This is a genomic window from Acidovorax sp. 210-6, from assembly GCF_010020825.1.
Classification (GTDB): Bacteria; Pseudomonadota; Gammaproteobacteria; order Burkholderiales; family Burkholderiaceae_C; genus Simplicispira; species Simplicispira sedimenti.
This window is the reverse complement of sequence record NZ_JAACJE010000001.1, coordinates 2,237,645-2,253,429: the sequence shown is the minus strand read 5'-3', so window position 1 is coordinate 2,253,429 and position 15,785 is coordinate 2,237,645. Positions and strand designations below refer to the sequence as shown.

At 67.5% G+C, this 15,785-nt stretch carries 15 protein-coding genes; 11 read left to right on the top strand and 4 right to left on the bottom strand.

Features of this window, described 5'->3' with window-relative positions; genetic code table 11:
• Positions 1–156 precede the first annotated feature (156 nt).
• The 10 genes from GWK50_RS10360 to GWK50_RS10315 all read left to right on the top strand — a co-directional run bounded on the left by GWK50_RS10360 (position 157) and on the right by GWK50_RS10315 (position 10,240).
• Positions 157–1,311 (top strand): acyl-CoA dehydrogenase family protein, encoded by a 1,155-nt coding sequence (locus GWK50_RS10360; protein ID WP_162016437.1) that lies wholly within the window; start codon positions 157–159, stop codon positions 1,309–1,311.
• Between the two features lie 40 nt (positions 1,312–1,351).
• Entirely contained in the window at positions 1,352–2,557 is a 1,206-nt protein-coding gene (locus tag GWK50_RS10355; RefSeq protein ID WP_162016436.1) for an acetyl-CoA C-acetyltransferase, read from the top strand.
• 14 nt (positions 2,558–2,571) lie between these two features.
• Positions 2,572–4,719: a 3-hydroxyacyl-CoA dehydrogenase NAD-binding domain-containing protein gene (locus GWK50_RS10350; RefSeq protein WP_162016435.1), complete on the top strand. Its 2,148-nt coding sequence runs from the start codon at positions 2,572–2,574 to the stop codon at positions 4,717–4,719.
• A 49-nt stretch (positions 4,720–4,768) separates the two neighbouring features.
• Complete coding sequence (locus tag GWK50_RS10345) at positions 4,769–5,878, top strand: acyl-CoA dehydrogenase family protein (RefSeq protein ID WP_197905059.1); 1,110 nt, start codon at positions 4,769–4,771, stop codon at positions 5,876–5,878.
• 5 nt (positions 5,879–5,883) lie between these two features.
• Positions 5,884–6,909: a CoA transferase gene (locus GWK50_RS10340; RefSeq protein ID WP_162016433.1), complete on the top strand. Its 1,026-nt coding sequence runs from the start codon at positions 5,884–5,886 to the stop codon at positions 6,907–6,909.
• Between the two features lie 30 nt (positions 6,910–6,939).
• Positions 6,940–7,977 carry a histone deacetylase family protein gene (locus tag GWK50_RS10335; RefSeq protein WP_162016432.1) on the top strand — a complete coding sequence of 346 codons (1,038 nt, stop codon included), beginning with the start codon at positions 6,940–6,942 and terminating at the stop codon, positions 7,975–7,977.
• Positions 7,978–7,988: 11 nt separating this feature from the next.
• Positions 7,989–9,089 carry an NAD(P)/FAD-dependent oxidoreductase gene (locus GWK50_RS10330; protein WP_162016431.1) on the top strand — a complete coding sequence of 367 codons (1,101 nt, stop codon included), beginning with the start codon at positions 7,989–7,991 and terminating at the stop codon, positions 9,087–9,089.
• Positions 9,090–9,214: 125 nt separating this feature from the next.
• On the top strand, positions 9,215–9,526 hold the full coding sequence (locus GWK50_RS10325; protein ID WP_162016430.1) for a DUF883 domain-containing protein: 312 nt from the start codon (positions 9,215–9,217) through the stop codon (positions 9,524–9,526).
• A 4-nt stretch (positions 9,527–9,530) separates the two neighbouring features.
• Positions 9,531–9,926, top strand: coding sequence for a phage holin family protein (locus GWK50_RS10320; RefSeq protein WP_162016429.1), 396 nt, complete (start codon positions 9,531–9,533; stop codon positions 9,924–9,926).
• Positions 9,923–10,240, top strand: a complete 318-nt coding sequence (locus GWK50_RS10315; protein WP_162016428.1) for a hypothetical protein — start codon at positions 9,923–9,925, stop codon at positions 10,238–10,240. Before GWK50_RS10320 ends, GWK50_RS10315 begins: the two co-directional genes overlap by 4 nt.
• Here the strand turns inward: GWK50_RS10315 and GWK50_RS10310 are convergent.
• The gene (locus tag GWK50_RS10310) at positions 10,237–11,304 is read right to left on the bottom strand and encodes a quinone-dependent dihydroorotate dehydrogenase (RefSeq protein ID WP_162016427.1); all 1,068 of its coding nucleotides are present in this window, start codon (positions 11,302–11,304) and stop codon (positions 10,237–10,239) included. The two genes, GWK50_RS10315 and GWK50_RS10310, sit on opposite strands and share 4 nt — an antisense overlap.
• Before the next feature lie 35 nt (positions 11,305–11,339).
• On the opposite strand from GWK50_RS10310, the gene rpiA reads away from it, so the two are divergent.
• Positions 11,340–12,029 carry a ribose-5-phosphate isomerase RpiA gene (gene rpiA, locus GWK50_RS10305; RefSeq protein ID WP_162016426.1) on the top strand — a complete coding sequence of 230 codons (690 nt, stop codon included), beginning with the start codon at positions 11,340–11,342 and terminating at the stop codon, positions 12,027–12,029.
• Positions 12,030–12,038: 9 nt separating this feature from the next.
• Here rpiA and GWK50_RS10300 read toward each other — a convergent pair whose 3' ends face one another.
• From GWK50_RS10300 to folD, 3 genes are all read right to left on the bottom strand, one after another.
• Complete coding sequence (locus GWK50_RS10300) at positions 12,039–12,704, bottom strand: glutaredoxin family protein (RefSeq protein WP_162016425.1); 666 nt, start codon at positions 12,702–12,704, stop codon at positions 12,039–12,041.
• A gap of 117 nt (positions 12,705–12,821) precedes the next feature.
• Positions 12,822–14,852 (bottom strand): M3 family metallopeptidase, encoded by a 2,031-nt coding sequence (locus GWK50_RS10295; RefSeq protein ID WP_162016424.1) that lies wholly within the window; start codon positions 14,850–14,852, stop codon positions 12,822–12,824.
• 69 nt (positions 14,853–14,921) lie between these two features.
• The gene (gene folD / locus GWK50_RS10290; protein WP_162016423.1) at positions 14,922–15,773 is read right to left on the bottom strand and encodes a bifunctional methylenetetrahydrofolate dehydrogenase/methenyltetrahydrofolate cyclohydrolase FolD; all 852 of its coding nucleotides are present in this window, start codon (positions 15,771–15,773) and stop codon (positions 14,922–14,924) included.
• Positions 15,774–15,785: the final 12 nt, after the last annotated feature.

Below are 15,785 nucleotides of genomic sequence, written 5' to 3'. Positions count from 1 at the left end.
TTCATTGACTCACAAAAACGGATCGCACACCTGCCGAATCAGGCCAAAGACCATGGTTTTCCCTTGGTAATCAGGTGGGTAATGCTGATTACCGTAGATCCCTGGTCTGCCTGCAGGCAAGCGTTTTGGAACCGATTATTTGCAAGGAGCCTTTCTGTGGCCATTCACAACTTCGCCGCCGCCTGGATGACCGACGAGCACCAGATGCTGTTCGACACGGCCAGCCGTTTTTTCAAGGAGCAGTGGGCTCCCAAGGATGAAGCCTGGCGCCAGGCCGGCATGATGGACCGCAGTGCCTGGGAAGAGGCGGGGGCCAACGGCTTTCTGTGCGCGTCCATGCCCGAGGAATACGGTGGCGCAGGTGGCGACTTCGGCCACGAGGCGGTGCTGATCCTGGCCCAGGGCGCGGCGGGCATTTCCGGCTTTGGCGGCTCGCTGCACTCGGGCATCGTGGCGCCCTACATCCTGCACCACGGCACCGAAGAACAGAAAAAGCGTTGGCTGCCGCGCCTGGCCACGGGCGAGCTGATTGGCGCCATCGCCATGACCGAGCCCGGCACCGGCTCCGATCTGCAGGGCGTGCGCACCACGGCTGTCAAGGAGGGCGACAGCTACCGCATCAACGGCAGCAAGACCTTCATCACCAACGGCCAGCTCGCCAACCTCGTCATCGTGGTCTGCAAGACCGACAAGGACCAGGGCGCGCAGGGCATGTCGTTGATGGTCGTCGAAACGGAGCAGGTGCAGGGCTTTCGCCGTGGACGCAACCTCGACAAGCTCGGCATGGAATCCCAGGACACGTCTGAACTGTTTTTTGATGACGTGGTCGTTCCCGCCTCCAACCTGCTCGGCGCGCACGAGGGCATGGGTTTCATCCAGCTGATGCAGGAGCTGCCGCAGGAGCGCCTGATCGTCGCCGTGGCCGGCATCGCCGCCATGGAGCTGGCCATGCAGGAAACCTTGGCGTACACCAAGGAGCGCCAGGCGTTCGGCAAGCCCATCTTTGCGTTCCAGAACACGCGCTTCAAGCTGGCCGAATGCCAGGCGCTGTTGATGGCATCGCGCGCGCTGGTCGATGCGGCCATGGTGGCGCACCTCAAAGGCGAGCTGGGCGTGGACCGTGCCGCGCTCATCAAGTACTGGATCTCCGACAACCAGTGCAAGCTGATCGACGAATGCCTGCAGCTGTTTGGCGGCTATGGCTACATGAAGGAATACGTCATCGCCCGCCTGTATGCCGACGCCCGTGTGCAGCGCATCTACGGCGGCACCAACGAAATCATGAAGGAGCTGGCCTCGCGCTTCCTGTGACGCCAGTCCTGTCCATCCAACCATTCACCAAGGAGCTTCCATGACCGAAGCGTATATTTACGACGCCGTGCGCACGCCGCGCGGCAAGGGCAAGAAGGACGGCAGCCTGCACCAGGCCACCCCCGTGTGGCTGCTGCGCACGCTGCTGCAGGCGCTGCAGGCGCGCAACCGGCTCGACACCGCGCTGGTCGATGACCTGGTGCTGGGCTGCGTGACCCCTGTGGGCGAGCAGGGCGCCGACATCGCCCGCACCGCCGTGCTGGACGCGGGCTGGGCGCAAACCGTGGCGGGCGTGACGCAGTCGCGCTTCTGCGCCTCGGGCCTGGAGTCCGTCAACCTGGCCACGGCCAAGATCATGTCGGGCATGGAAGACATGGTCGTCGCGGGCGGCGTGGAGTCCATGAGCCGCTGGGCCATGGGCAGCGACGGCGGCGCCTGGGTCATGGACCCGCGCGTCAACAGTGGCACGGCCTTCATTCCCCAGGGCATCAGCGCCGACCTGATTGCCACGCTGGAAGGCTTTGGCCGTGCCGATCTGGACGCCTTCGCCGCCGAGTCGCACCGCCGCGCCGCGCGGGCGCAGGCCGAAGGGCGCTTTGCGCGCTCCATCGTGCCGGTCACGGACATCAATGGCATGGTGATGCTGGACCGCGACGAAACCGTGCGCCCCGGCACCTCGGTCGAATCGCTGGCCAAGCTCAACCCCTCGTTCGAGATGATGGGCAGCATGGGCTTTGATTCCACCGCGCTGGACAAGTACACCACCATCGAAAAAATCCACCACCACCACCACGCGGGCAACTCCTCGGGCATCGTCGATGGCGCGGCGCTGATGCTGCTGGGCAGCAAGGCGGCGGGCGAGAAGGCGGGCCTCAAGCCCCGCGCCAAGGTGCGCATGTGCGCCGTCATCGGCTCCGAACCCACCATCATGCTGACCGGCCCCACGCCCGCCGTGCGCAAGGCCCTGGCCAAGGCGGGCATGGCGGTGTCGGACATCGACCTGTGGGAAGTGAACGAAGCCTTTGCCACCGTGCCCATGAAGACGGCGCGCGACCTGGGCGTGCAGCTCGACCGCGTGAACGTCAACGGCGGCGCCATTGCCATGGGCCACCCGCTGGGCGCCACGGGCGCCATCATCCTGGGCACGGCGCTGGACGAGCTGGAGCGTACCGGCCAATCCACGGCCCTGGCCACCCTGTGCGTCGGTGCCGGCATGGGCATCGCCACCATCATCGAACGCGTTTGAGGAAAGGCCCACCCATGACCCAGAACAACACCGTCACGTTCGACGTCGACGCCAGCGGCATCGGCCTGGTCAGCTTCGACCAACCCGGCCGTGTGATGAACGTGCTCACCCCCGAACTGCTGGGCGGTTTTGCCACCCTCCTGGAACGGCTGGAGAAGGAAGACGCTCTCAAAGGCCTGGTCATCACCTCCGGCAAGCCCACCTTCATCGTGGGCGCCGATATTGACCAGCTCAACCAGATCACCACCGTAGAGCAGGCCTTCCAGTTGGGCGAAGAGCTCAAGGCCCTGCTGCGCCGCATGGAGAAATGCAGCAAGCCCGTGGTGGCCGCCCTCAACGGCACCACGCTGGGCGGTGGCCTGGAACTGGCGCTGGCCTGCCACGCCCGCTTCGCCATCGACGACCCCAAGGCCAAGATCGGCCTGCCCGAGGTCAAGCTGGGCCTGCTGCCCGGCGCCGGCGGCACGCAGCGCCTGCCGCGCCTGATCGGCATCCAGAAGAGCTTTGAACTCATCACCCAGGGCACGGAGCTGAGCCCCGCCAAGGCCAAGGGCCTGGGCATCGTCAACGACCTGGCGGCCTCGCGCGAGGAGCTGCTGCAAAAGGCGCGTGACTGGTGCCTGGCCAACCCCAAGCCCGTGCAGCCCTGGGACGCCAAGGGCTTCCGCATCCCCGGTGGCGACAGCAAGAGCCCGTCCGTGGTGCAGATGCTGGCCATCGCACCCTCCATGGCCAACGCCAAGGCCCATGGCAATTACCCGGCCATCACGCACATCATGAGCTGCCTGTTCGAGGGCTGCCTGCTCGACATCGACAACGCGCTGCAGGTCGAGTCGCGCTACTTCGCGGCCTGCATCGTCTCGCAGGTCAGCAAGAACATGATCGGCACGCTGTGGTACCAGCTCAATGCCATCAAGAAGGGCCAGTCACGCCCCGCCAACCAGCCGCAGGGCAAGGTGAAAAAGGTCGGCATCCTGGGCGCGGGCATGATGGGTGCGGGCATTGCCTATGTGTCGGCCAAGGCCGGCATTGACGTGGTGCTGCTCGACACCACGCAGGAAAACGCCGACAAGGGCAAGGCCTACTCGCAGGGCCTGCTGGACAAGGCCCTGTCGCGCGGCAAGACCACACAGGAGAAGCGCGATGCGCTGCTGGCACGCATCCTGCCCACCACGCGCTACGAAGACCTGCAGGGCTGCGACCTGGTGGTCGAGGCCGTGTTCGAGGACCGCGCCATCAAGGCCGACTGCACCCAACTGGCCGAGGCGGTGATCGGCGAGGACGCGGTGTTCGCCTCCAACACCTCCACGCTGCCCATCACCGGCCTGGCCCAGGTGAGCCGCCGCCCGGCGCACTTCATCGGCCTGCATTTCTTCTCGCCCGTGGACAAGATGCCGCTGGTCGAGATCATCGTGGGCGAGAAGACGTCGGACGCGACGCTGGCACGCGGTTTCGACTACGTGCTGCAGATCGGCAAGACGCCCATCGTGGTCAACGACAGCCGGGGCTTCTACACCTCTCGCGTGTTCGCCACCTACGTGATGGAGGGCATCGCTATGCTGGCCGAGGGCGTGCACCCGCGCTCGATCGAGGTGGCGGGTGTCAAGGCCGGCATGCCCATGCCGCCGCTGGCCCTGCAGGACGAGGTGTCGCTGAGCCTGTCGCTGCACGTGAGCGACCAGACGCGCCGCGACTTGGAGGCCGAGGGCAAGAGCTACCCCACGCACCCCGGCGAAGCGGTGCTGCGCAAGCTGTGCGCCGAGCTGGGCCGCGTCGGAAAGAAGGCCGGCAAGGGCTTCTACGACTACCAGGGCAAGGAAAAGAGCCTGTGGCCGGAGCTGACCACCCTGTACCCGCCGCGCGCCGACCAGCCCACGCAGCAGGAGCTGGTGGACCGGCTGATGTTCATCCAGGCCAACGAGGCCGCGCGCTGCTTCGAGGAAAACGTGGTGCGCTCGGTGGCCGACGCCAACATCGGCTCCATCTTCGGCTGGGGCTTCGCGCCGCACCAGGGTGGCGCGCTCCAGTTCATCAACGCCATGGGCGTGCAGCGCTTCGTAGCGCGCTCGCGTGAACTGGCGCAGCAGCATGGCGCGCGCTTCGAGCCCGCGGCAATTCTGGTCCAGATGGCACAGGAAAACCGGAGGTTCGAGGATGCGTGACAAGGCATTGAGCGGCGTTTACGTCGATTACTTCAACGAAACGCACGGCATGGTGCGCGACACCATGCGCCGCTTCGTCAATGAGGCCGTCAAGCCGCACATCGACGCATGGGAAGAGGCGGGCGGTTTCCCGCGCGAGGTGTACCAGCAGGCCGGCAGCCTGGGCCTGCTGGGCATAGGCCACCCCACCGAGTTCGGCGGCTCGGGCGAGCAGGACGTGTTCCTGAAGGTAGCCGCCAGCGAGGAACTGATGCGCAGCGGCTCGGGTGGCTTCGTCGCCAGCCTGGGTTCGCTGGACATCGGCCTGCCGCCGGTCTGGCGCACGGGTTCGGACGAGCTCAAGCAGCGCATCGTGCCGCAGGTGCTCGCGGGCGAGAAGATCATCGCCCTGGCCATCACCGAGCCCAGCGGCGGCTCGGACGTGGCCAACCTCAAGACCCGCGCGGTGCGTGATGGCGACCACTATGTGGTCAACGGCTCCAAGACCTTCATCACCTCGGGCGCGCGCGCCGACTACTACACCGTGGCCGTGCGCACGGGCGAGGCGGGTTTTGGCGGCGTCTCGCTGCTGCTCATCGAGAAGGGCACGCCGGGCTTCACCGTGGGGCGCACGCTCAAGAAGATGGGCTGGTGGGCCTCGGATACGGCCGAGCTGTTCTTCCAGGACTGCCGCGTGCCGGCGGAAAACCTGCTGGGGCCGGAGAACTCGGGCTTCTTCACCATCATGGCCAACTTCCAGGCCGAGCGCCTGAGCCTGGCCATCATGGCGACCATGACGGCGCAGCTCGCGCTGGAGCAATGCCTGGCCTACGTGAAGGAGCGCACCACCTTCGGCAAGCCGCTGTCCAAGCACCAGGTCATCCGCCACAAGCTGGCCGAGATGGCCACGCAGGTGAACGTGGCGCGCGAGTACACCTACCGCTGCGCCGCGCGCATGCAGGCGGGCGAGTCGGCGATCGCCGAGGTCTCCATGGCCAAGAACTTCGCTACCTCGGTGTCCACCATGGTCACGGATGAGGCGGTGCAGATCTTCGGCGGCATGGGCTACATGCGCGAGTCGCTGGTCGAGCGCCTGTACCGCGACAACCGTATCCTCTCGATCGGCGGCGGCACGCACGAGATCATGAACGAGATCATTTCCAAACAACTCGGGTTGTGACGGACATGGCCATACCTCCACTGCTGTCCGGCCTGCGCGTGCTCGACCTCACGCGCAATCTGCCCGGGCCGTTTGCCACCCGCCTGTTGGCCGACCTGGGCGCCACCATCGTCAAGGTGGAGCCGCCCGAGGGCGACCCGGCGCGACCGCTGGCGGCGCTGTTCGAGGCGCTCAACCACGGCAAGGAATGCCGCACCATCGACTTCCGCAGCAGCGCTGATCTGGACCGTCTGCGCGCCTGGGTGCAGGAGGCCGACGTGCTGCTCGACAGCTTCCGCCCCGGTGTGCTGCAGGGCCTGGGGCTGGATGCGGCCACGTTGCACGCGCCGAACCCGCGCCTGGTGATGGTGTCCATCACCGGCTACGGCCAGCACGGCCCCTGGGCGCAGAAGGCGGGGCACGACCTGAACTTCATGGCGCTGTCGGGCGTGCTGGACCAGATGCGCGCGCCCACGGGCGAACTGGCCCTGTCCAACGTGCAGTGGGGTGATCTGGCGGGCGGCAGCGCCATGGCCTGCATCGCCGTGCTGGCCGCGGTGTTCGAGGCACAGAAGACGGGGCAGGGTCGGCACCTGGACGTGAGCATGGTCCATGGCCTGCACGCCCAGCTGGTCATGCCCCAGGCCACGGGCGCCATGCTGGCACCGCTGCTGGGGCGCCGCCCCGGCGCGGGCGAGGACCTGCTCAACGGCGTGCTGCCCTGCTACAACCTCTACGCCACGCAGGATGGCCGCCACCTGGCCGTGGGGGCGCTGGAGTTCAAGTTTTGGAAGGCGGCCTGCGAGGTCTTCGGCCGCCCCGACTGGGTGCAGCGCCACTGGCAGCGCGGCCAGTTGCCGGGCTCGCCCGACTGCGCAGCCCTGCGCGCCGAGGTGGCGCAGCTCGTCGCCTCGCAGCCGCTGGCCATGTGGAGCGAGCGCTTCGCGCAGGCGGATGCCTGCGTGACCCCGGTACTCACGCTGGAGGAGGCGCAGGCGCACCCGCTGTTTGCAGATGGCGCGCGGCCCCAGCCTTGGGCTGAAATCGCGTAAGTGGTTGGCGCCGGCTTTTACACTCGGCGCATGATCACCTTCCACAACCCGCTGCACCACCTGCACGCCCCGGTGCATGAGTTCTTCCGGGGCGAGCGCGTGCCCTGCTTCGAGAAGCCCGCGCGCGCCGACTACGTCGAATCCCGCCTGACCGAGCGCGGCCACGCGCTGCTGGCGCCCGACCAGGACAGCAGCACCGTGCTCGCGCGCATCCATGCGCCGCGCTACCTGCAGTTTCTGCAGACGGCGTGGGCGCAATGGCTGGCGCTGGATCCGGCCAATGCCCAGGTGCAACCCTTCCCCTCGGTCTGGCCTGTGCGCACCCTGCGCAGCGACATCGAGCCGGACAACTTCGTCGCCCGCCTGGGGCTGTATTCCATGGACAACGGCACGCCGCTGGCTGCGGGTAGTTGGCAGGCCGCCAAGGCCGGTGCCGATGCCGCTGCCAGCGCGGCGGCGCGCGTGGCGGCCGGTGCACGCGCGGCCTTCTGCTGCACGCGCCCGCCGGGCCACCATGCGGGGCCGGACTTCATGGGCGGCTACTGCCTGCTCAACAACGCCGCCGTGGCCGCCCAGTGGCTGCGCGACCAGGGCGCGGCCCGCGTGGCCGTGCTGGACGTGGACTACCACCACGGCAACGGCACGCAAAGCATCTTCTACGACCGTGCGGACGTGCTGTTCGTCAGCATCCACGGCGACCCGCGCACCGAATACCCGTTCTACCTGGGCTACGCCGACGAGACGGGCACGGGCGCCGGGGCGGGCTGCAACCTCAACCTGCCGCTGGCGGCGGGCAGCAGCGTGCAGGCGTGGTTCGGCGCGCTGGAGCAGGCCTGTGCGCGCATTTCCGCCTATGGCGCAGAAGCACTGGTGGTCTCGCTCGGGCTCGATACGTTCGAGGGCGACCCGATCTCGCGATTTGCCCTGGCCTCGGCGGATTTCCTGCGCCTGGGGCAGCGGCTGGAACGCTTGGGCCTGCCCACCGTGTTCGTGCTCGAAGGCGGCTACGCCGCGGCCGAGCTGGGCACCAACGCGGTCAACGTGCTCGAGGGCTTTGAGCAGGCCTGAACGGACAAGCCATGGTGGACAAGGTCGATTGCGTGGTGGTGGGCGCAGGCGTGGTAGGCCTGGCCGTGGCGCGCGCACTGGCGCTGCGCGGGCGCGAGGTGCTGGTGCTGGAGGCCGCCCCCACCTTTGGCACAGGCACCAGCGCGCGCAACAGCGAGGTCATCCACGCCGGGCTGTACTACCCGCAGGGCTCGCTCAAGGCGCGGCTGTGCGTGCAGGGGCGCGGGTTGTTGTACGCCTACTGCGCCGAGCGCGCCATTCCCCACCAGCGCTGCGGCAAGCTGGTGGTCGCCACGGCCGATGCCCAGCGCGAGGCCCTGCGCGCCGTACAGGCGCATGCCCTGGGCAATGGCGTGGCGCTGCAATGGCTGGAGTGCGACGCAGCGCGTGCCCTGGAGCCCGCCCTCGAATGCGTGGCTGCGCTGCATTCACCCGACACCGGCATTGTGGACAGCCATGCGCTGATGCTGGCCCTGTTGGCAGATGTAGAGCAAGCCGGCGGAATCTTGGCCGTCAATTCGACGGTAGCGCATATGGAATGTGCGCAAGGTGTTATCAATATAATAGCGAATGATGGTGCACACCTGCAGGCCACCACGGTGGTCAACGCCGCCGGGCTGGCGGCGCCCGCACTGGCGCTGCGCACCCAGGGGCTGGACGCTGTGCATGTGCCGCAGCCGCGCTACGCCAAGGGCAACTATTTCACGCTGGCAGGCCGTGCGCCGTTCTCGCGTCTGATCTACCCCGTGCCCGAGGCCGCTGGTCTGGGCGTGCACCTGACGCTGGATCTGGGCGGCCAGGCACGCTTTGGGCCCGACGTGCAGTGGGTGGAGACCCCCGACGACCTGGCCGTGGACCCGGCACGCGGCCAGGCCTTCTACGCCGAGGTGCGCAAGTACTGGCCCGGTCTGCGCGACGGGGCGCTGGAGCCTGGTTACGCGGGCATACGGCCCAAGGTGTTCGATGCGCAAGGGGCCGCCATCACCGACTTCGTGGTCCAGGGGCCTGCCGCGCATGGCGTGCCGGGCCTGGTCAACCTGTTTGGCATCGAGTCGCCGGGGCTCACCAGCGCACTGGCCCTGGGTGAGCACGTGGCGCAAATCGTGGCCTGATGTCCTTGCGTGGGCCACAGTTTTTTACGCTGGGTGCTGTGGGGATCGTTAAGATGAGCCACTCTGGCGCACAGCCCTGTGTTGTGTGGCATGCATAGTTTCCAACGTTCCACCGAAAGGCATGTATGACGACTCAGACCACCGATTCCCTGCACAGCACCCAGACCGAACTGGAAAAGCTTGTTTCCGAAATGCGCACGCTCATGGCCAACAAGAACCTGGACAGCGTGCCCGAGATCAAGGCACTGCGTGACCGCCTGGACGAGGGCATGCACAACGTGCGCGATGCCGCCATCCGCGCCGCCCAGGAAGCCGCCAACCAGGCCAAGGACGCCGCCCGTGCCGCCGACCGCTATGCGCACGACGAACCCTGGCGCGTGGCCGGTGCTGCGCTGGCTGTGGGCGCGCTGGTGGGTTTCCTCCTGGCACGCCGCTGAACGCATGAACTGGATCTCGCTGCTGGGTCTGGAAGCCTTCGTCCTGCGCTGGCGGGCCGCCGCGCTGGAAGGCGCCATCGCCATCGAGGACCGCGCCGAACTGGCACGGCTGGAATGGCATGAGCAAAAGGCCCGCCTGCGCCAGTTGCTGCTGCTCACGCTGGCCGTGGGTGGACTCACGGTGGTGGCGCTGACGCTGTTGTCCGTGGCGCTACTGGTGCAGTTCTGGGACAGCCCGCACCGCACCCTGGTGGCCTGGCTGCTGGCCGTGGGCTGGCTGCTGGCCTGGGGGGTGGCGCTGGCGGCCCTGGTGCGTGTGGCCAACGCCGCCAGCAATGCCTTTGCGCTGACGCGTGAGGAATTGGTGCGCGACTGGCGCGAGATCAAGGAGCAGTTGTGACCGAGCCCAGCCTCCCACTCACGCCCCAGCGCATTGCCGAGCGCAAGGGCCAACTGCGCGAACGCATGGCTGCCCAGCGCCAGCGCCTGCGCGCGCGCCGCCAGGAGCGGCAGCAAGAACGCGAACTGGCTCGCCAGCAAGCCGCCATGAATGCCGCCGAACCCCTGGCCCAGCGCGCATTCGCCTTTGCCAAGGACCACCCCCTGGCCCTGGCCCTGGTGGCCGCTGGCGCCGCCGTGGCCGGCCCGCGCCGCCTGGTGCGCTGGGCGGGTGTGGTGCTGCCGCTGTTGATGCAGTTGCGGGGCGGGCGTTAACCTGCCGCCTTGATCGCCATGGCCACGCGCTGCACCAGCGCCGGGCCTTCGTAGATCAGACCGGTGTAGATCTGCACCACGTCCGCGCCCGCGCGGATTTTGCTCAGTGCGCCTTCTGCGCTCAGGATGCCGCCCACGCCGATGATGGGGAAGCCGTTGCCCAGCGTGGCGCGCAGCAGGCGGATCACCTTGTTGCTCGGCTCCAGCACCGGGGCGCCGCTCAGGCCGCCGGTTTCCTCGGCGTGGCGCATGCCCTGCACGGCGCTGCGGCCGATGGTGGTGTTGGTGGCCACCACGCCGTCCATGCCGTGGCGCATCAGGGTGGCGGCGATCACGGCGACCTGGTCTTCGTCCAGGTCGGGAGCGATTTTCACGAACAAGGGCACGCGCCGCTGCGTGCCGTCGGCGCGGGCGTGCTGCTGTGCCAGTTGCTCGCGGCGCTCGGCAATCGCTTCCAGCAGGCCGTCGAGCGCTGCGTCGCTTTGCAGCGCGCGCAGGTTCTTGGTGTTGGGGGAGCTGATGTTGACGGTGACGTAGTCGGCATGTGGGTACACGCCGTCCAGGCAGGTGAGGTAATCGCGCGTGGCGTCCTCGATGGGCGTGGCGGCGTTCTTGCCGATGTTCAGGCCCAGCAGCATGGGGTGCTTTTGCTGGCGGCGGAACTGGGCCTGCTGCACATTGTGCAGAAAGGCGTCCAGCCCGTCGTTGTTGAAGCCCAGGCGGTTGATGAGTGCGCGTGCCTCGGGCAGGCGGAACATGCGCGGCTTGGGGTTGCCGGGTTGCCCTTTGGGCGTGACGGTGCCGACCTCGACAAAGCCAAAGCCCATGGCACCCAGCGCGTCGATGCAGCGCGCGTTCTTGTCCAGCCCGGCGGCCAGGCCCACGCGGTTGGGAAAGCGCAGGCCTGCCAGCTCGATGGGGTCGTGTACCGTTTCATTGCACCAGGCCCATTGCAGCGGCGTGCCCTGGCCACGCGCGAGCATGTCCATGGTCAGGTCGTGGGCGGCTTCGGGGTCCAGGCCGAACAGAAAGGGGCGGGTGAGGGCGTAGGGGATCAGTGACATGGGGATAATTGAGGGTTCACCCCCGATTTTCTCCCATGACGACATCTACCCCCCTCACCCAAGACGAACTCAAGGCCCTGGTGGGCCAGGCTGCACTGCGCTACGTGGTGCCTGGCGACATTGTGGGCGTGGGCACGGGCTCCACGGTCAACAAGTTCATCGATGCGCTCGCCACGGTCAAGGACCAGGTGCGCGGCGCGGTGTCCAGTTCGGTGGCCAGCACCGAGCGCCTGCGCGCCATCGGCATTGCTGTGCTGGATGCCAACGAGGTCGAGCAACTGGGCGTGTACATCGACGGCGCCGACGAGATCGACGGCCAGGGCCATATGGTCAAGGGCGGCGGTGCGGCGCTCACGCGCGAGAAGATCGTGGCGGCGCTGGCGCGCCAGTTTGTCTGCATTGCCGACGAGTCCAAGCTGGTGGATACGCTGGGCCGCTTTCCGCTGCCCGTGGAGGTGATCCCCATGGCCACGGCCCATGTGGCGCGGCGCTTTGCGGCGCTGGGCGGCCAGGCCACGCTGCGCCTGAAGGACGGCCAACCCCTGGTGACGGACAACGGCCAGCACATTCTGGATGTGACGGGCCTGTCCATCACCGACCCGCTGGCGCTGGAATCGGAGATCAACCAGTGGCCCGGTGTGGTGACGGTCGGCATTTTTGCGCACCAGAAGGCGCAGGTCTGCCTTCTGGGCACGGCCCAGGGCGTCAAGACCCTGACCTTCTGAACGGAGTCGTCAGAAGCGGATGCCCGCTGGATTGGAGGGCGTCGGCCCACCTGGGGGCGGAGGTGGCGGTGCCTGGCGCCGCAGGCGACCGGTGGGTGCCGACGCAGCTTCCTGCGGCGCGTCGGGCGCCGATGCTGTCGGGGCCTTGGCGGGTGCCAGGGGCGTGGCGGCGGGCTGCGTGTAACCGCGGGGCAGACGCGACTGTGCGGGGTAGCCGGCGGCGTCGAGGTACTGCGTCCATTCGGCGTCGGAGAAGCCCTTGAGCTGCTGGCGCCCGATGGTGCCAAAGGGCAGGGCGGATTCCCCGCTGAGGCGGCGCAGGGCGTCCAGGTCGTCGTTGGTGTTGACGCTGCGCTCCGTGAAGGGAACGCCGCGCTGCACCAGCAGTTGGCGGGCTTGCTGGCAGGGGCTGCAGCTCTCACCGGTGTACAGCGTCACCGGAAAGCGGCTGGCTATCTGGCGCAGTTCCGTGGGCAGGGCTGGGTTGCTGGCGGCGCCGCCGGACGCGGTGGAGAGCACGGTGCTCTGGGCCTTCTTGTCTTCGGGCGCACGGTCCGAAAAGGTGACCTTGCCGTCAGGGCCCACGATGCGGTGTACCTGCTGGGCCTGTGTGGCGGTGGCTAGCAATGCGCCGGTGGCGCAGGCGGCGAGGGCGGCAAGGCGGGCAACGGACATGGGGCCTCCGGTGGGTTTGCTTCAATATGGATAGCTGCTTGCGCTTGATTCACGGGTGTTCAAGGCACAAAAGTGCCTGAGAACCAATGATGACAAGCGCAGCCAGCTCACTTTTTATCATGCCATGCCCTGGTGGCGCAGCAGCGCATCCAAGCTCGGTTCGCGACCACGGAAGGCCTTGAAGGATTCCATGGCCGGGCGGCTGCCACCGGCTTCGAGGATGGTTTCGCGGTAGCGGCGGCCCGTGTCGGGGTGGTGGCTGCCGTCGGGTTGGGCGGTTTCCTCGAACGCGGCATAGGCGTCGGCGGAGAGCACCTCGGCCCATTTGTAGCTGTAGTACCCGGCGGCGTATCCCCCGGCAAAGATGTGGCTGAAGGTGTGCGCCGTGCGGCTGAAGGCGGGCGGCTGCAGCACGGCAACCTCCGAGCGCACCAGGTCGAGCAGGGGCAGGAAGTCCTGCGCCGGGTCGTGCTCGGTGTGCAGCAGCATGTCGAACAGCGCAAATTCGATCTGGCGCAGCGTCTGCATGCCGCTTTGGAAGTTCTTGGCCGCCAGCATCTTGTCGAACAGCGCACGGGGCAGCGGTGCGCCCGTGTCCACATGCGCCGTCATGCGCTGCAGTGCGCTCCATTCCCAGCAGAAGTTCTCCATGAACTGGCTGGGCAGCTCGACCGCGTCCCACTCCAAGCCGCCGATGCCCGAGACATCGCGCTCGCTGACCTGCGTGAGCAGGTGGTGCAGGCCGTGGCCAAACTCGTGGAACAGGGTGATGACGTCGTCGTGCGTGAGCAGCGCAGGCTTGCCATCCACGCCGTCGGCAAAATTGCACACCAGGTGGGCCACCGGGGTTTGCAATTGGCCGTTGTCGGGGCGCAGCCAGCGTGTGCGCACGTCGTCCATCCAGGCACCGCCGCGTTTGCCGGGGCGGGCGGGCTGGTCCAGGTAAAACTGGCCCACCAGCTGGCCGCCGCGTTCGATGCGGTAGAACGCCACGGCCGGGTGCCACACGGGCGCCTGGTCGCGGCGGATCGTCACGTCGAACAGGGTCTCGATGATGTGGAACAGCCCGGCGAGCACGCGCGGCGCCGTGAAGTACTGCTTGACCTCCTGTTCGCTGAAGGCGTAGCGCGCTTCCTTGAGCTTTTCGGAGATGTAGGGCCAGTCCCAGGCCTGCGGGTTGGAGAGGCCCAGGTGCTCTGCGGCAAAGGCGCGCAGGTCGGCCACGTCCTTCTCGGCATGGGGGCGGGCGCGGCGGGCCAGGTCGCGCAAAAAGCCGACCACCTGGGAGGGCGAATCGGCCATCTTGGGCACCACGGACACTTCGCCAAAGTTCACGTAGCCCAGCAGCTGCGCTTCTTCCTGGCGCAGTGCCAGGATTTCCCGGATCAGTGCGCCATTGTCAAAGCGCGTGGCATCGCCCTCGGCCTGGTCGGAGGCGCGCGTGGTGTAGGCGCGGTACAGGCGCTCGCGCAGTGCGCTGCTTTGGGCGAACTGCATCACCGGCAGATAGCAGGGCATCTTGAGCGTGAGCTTGAAGCCGTCCTTGCCTTCGGCCTGGGCGGCTGCATGGGCGGCCTGGCGCACGTCGTTGGGGATGCCATCCAGCTCGGGTTCGGTGGCGTAATAGGCAAAGGCGTCGGTCGCGTCCAGCGTGTTTTCGCTGAACTTCTGCTGCAGCTCGGCCATGCGCTCCTGGATCTGGGCGTAGCGCTGCTTGGCGGCGCCGGTCAGCTCGGCGCCCGAGAGCACGAAGTTGCGGATGGCGTTCTTGAGCGCCTGGGCCTGTTCGGCGTTCACGCTGTTCGGATCGATGGCCTTGTACTTGGCATACAGGCGCTCGTCGGCACCCAGGCGGGTCCAGAACTCGGTGATGCGCGGCAGGGCCTCGTTGTAGGCGGCGCGCAGCTCGGGCGTGTCCATCACGCTGTTGAGGTGGCTGACGGCGCCCCAGGCGCGGCCCAGCTCCTCGGTGGCCACGTCCAAGACCTTGGCAATGGCGTCCCAGCGCGCGGGGAAGTCGCTGGCCGTCACCGTCTCCAGCGCGGCATTGGCCTTGGCCAGCAGGGTGTCGATGGCAGGTGCCACATGCTCGGGCCGGATGCGGTCGAACAGGGGCAGGCCAGAAAAGTCGAGAAGAGGATTGCTCATGGCCCTGATGGTACGGCCGACTGCGCCCGCTTCAAGGCGCAGGGCCATGGAATTTGTGAATCGTGGCGATCAGGCCGCCGCGCGTTCGGCGGCTTCCAGGGTATTGACCAGCAGCATGGTGATGGTCATGGGGCCCACGCCGCCGGGTACGGGGGTGATGTGGCTGGCCACCGCTTTCACGCCGTCGAAGTCCACGTCGCCGCAGAGCTTGCCTTCGTCGTTGCGGTTCATGCCCACGTCCAGCACCACGGCGCCGGGCTTGACCATGTCGGCCGTCAGCACGTTGCGCTTGCCGACTGCGGCCACGATCACGTCAGCCTGCAGCGTTTGCGCCTTGAGGTTCTTGGTGCGCGAATGGCAGACAGTGACCGTGGCGTCCTGGGCCAGCAGCATCAGCGCCATGGGCTTGCCCACGATGTTGCTGCGGCCGATGACCACGGCGTGCTTGCCCTTGAGCTCGTAGCCAATGGATTCGAGCATCTTCATGCAGCCATAGGGCGTGCAGGGCCAGAAGCCGGGCATGCCGGTCATCAGCGCGCCGGCGCTGGCGATGTGGAAGCCGTCCACGTCCTTGGCGGGCGAGATGGCCTCGATGACCTTTTGCGCGTCGATGTGCGCGGGCAGCGGCAACTGCACCAGGATGCCGTGGATGGCCGGGTCGTTGTTCAGGGCCTCCACGCGCGCCAGCAGCTCGGCTTCGCTCAGGTCGGCGGGGTACTGCTCCAGCACCGAATGCAGCCCGGCGTCATGGCAGGCCTTGACCTTGTTGCGCACATAGACCTGGCTGGCCGGGTTGTCCCCCACCAGCACCACGGCCAGGCCGGGGGTCACGCCTTTGGCCTTCAGGGCGAGGGCGCGCTCGGCCACGTCGGAGCGCAGTTGGCGGGAGAGGGCGTTGCCGTCGATCAGTTGGGCGGTCATGGTGAAATTATC

Bases quoted from the DNA above. Each gene is read 5' to 3' on its own strand.
- GWK50_RS10350 (WP_162016435.1), top strand. From the start codon at position 2,572: ATGACCCAGAACAACACCGTCACGTTCGACGTCGACGCCAGCGGCATC.
- GWK50_RS10355 (WP_162016436.1), top strand. From the start codon at position 1,352: ATGACCGAAGCGTATATTTACGACGCCGTGCGCACGCCGCGCGGCAAG.
- GWK50_RS10335 (WP_162016432.1), top strand. From the start codon at position 6,940: ATGATCACCTTCCACAACCCGCTGCACCACCTGCACGCCCCGGTGCAT.
- GWK50_RS10340 (WP_162016433.1), top strand. From the start codon at position 5,884: ATGGCCATACCTCCACTGCTGTCCGGCCTGCGCGTGCTCGACCTCACG.
- folD (WP_162016423.1), bottom strand. From the start codon at position 15,773: ATGACCGCCCAACTGATCGACGGCAACGCCCTCTCCCGCCAACTGCGC.
- GWK50_RS10295 (WP_162016424.1), bottom strand. From the start codon at position 14,852: ATGAGCAATCCTCTTCTCGACTTTTCTGGCCTGCCCCTGTTCGACCGC.
- GWK50_RS10310 (WP_162016427.1), bottom strand. From the start codon at position 11,304: ATGTCACTGATCCCCTACGCCCTCACCCGCCCCTTTCTGTTCGGCCTG.
- GWK50_RS10320 (WP_162016429.1), top strand. From the start codon at position 9,531: ATGAACTGGATCTCGCTGCTGGGTCTGGAAGCCTTCGTCCTGCGCTGG.
- GWK50_RS10345 (WP_197905059.1), top strand. From the start codon at position 4,769: ATGGTGCGCGACACCATGCGCCGCTTCGTCAATGAGGCCGTCAAGCCG.
- GWK50_RS10325 (WP_162016430.1), top strand. From the start codon at position 9,215: ATGACGACTCAGACCACCGATTCCCTGCACAGCACCCAGACCGAACTG.
- GWK50_RS10300 (WP_162016425.1), bottom strand. From the start codon at position 12,704: ATGTCCGTTGCCCGCCTTGCCGCCCTCGCCGCCTGCGCCACCGGCGCA.
- GWK50_RS10330 (WP_162016431.1), top strand. From the start codon at position 7,989: ATGGTGGACAAGGTCGATTGCGTGGTGGTGGGCGCAGGCGTGGTAGGC.
- rpiA (WP_162016426.1), top strand. From the start codon at position 11,340: ATGACGACATCTACCCCCCTCACCCAAGACGAACTCAAGGCCCTGGTG.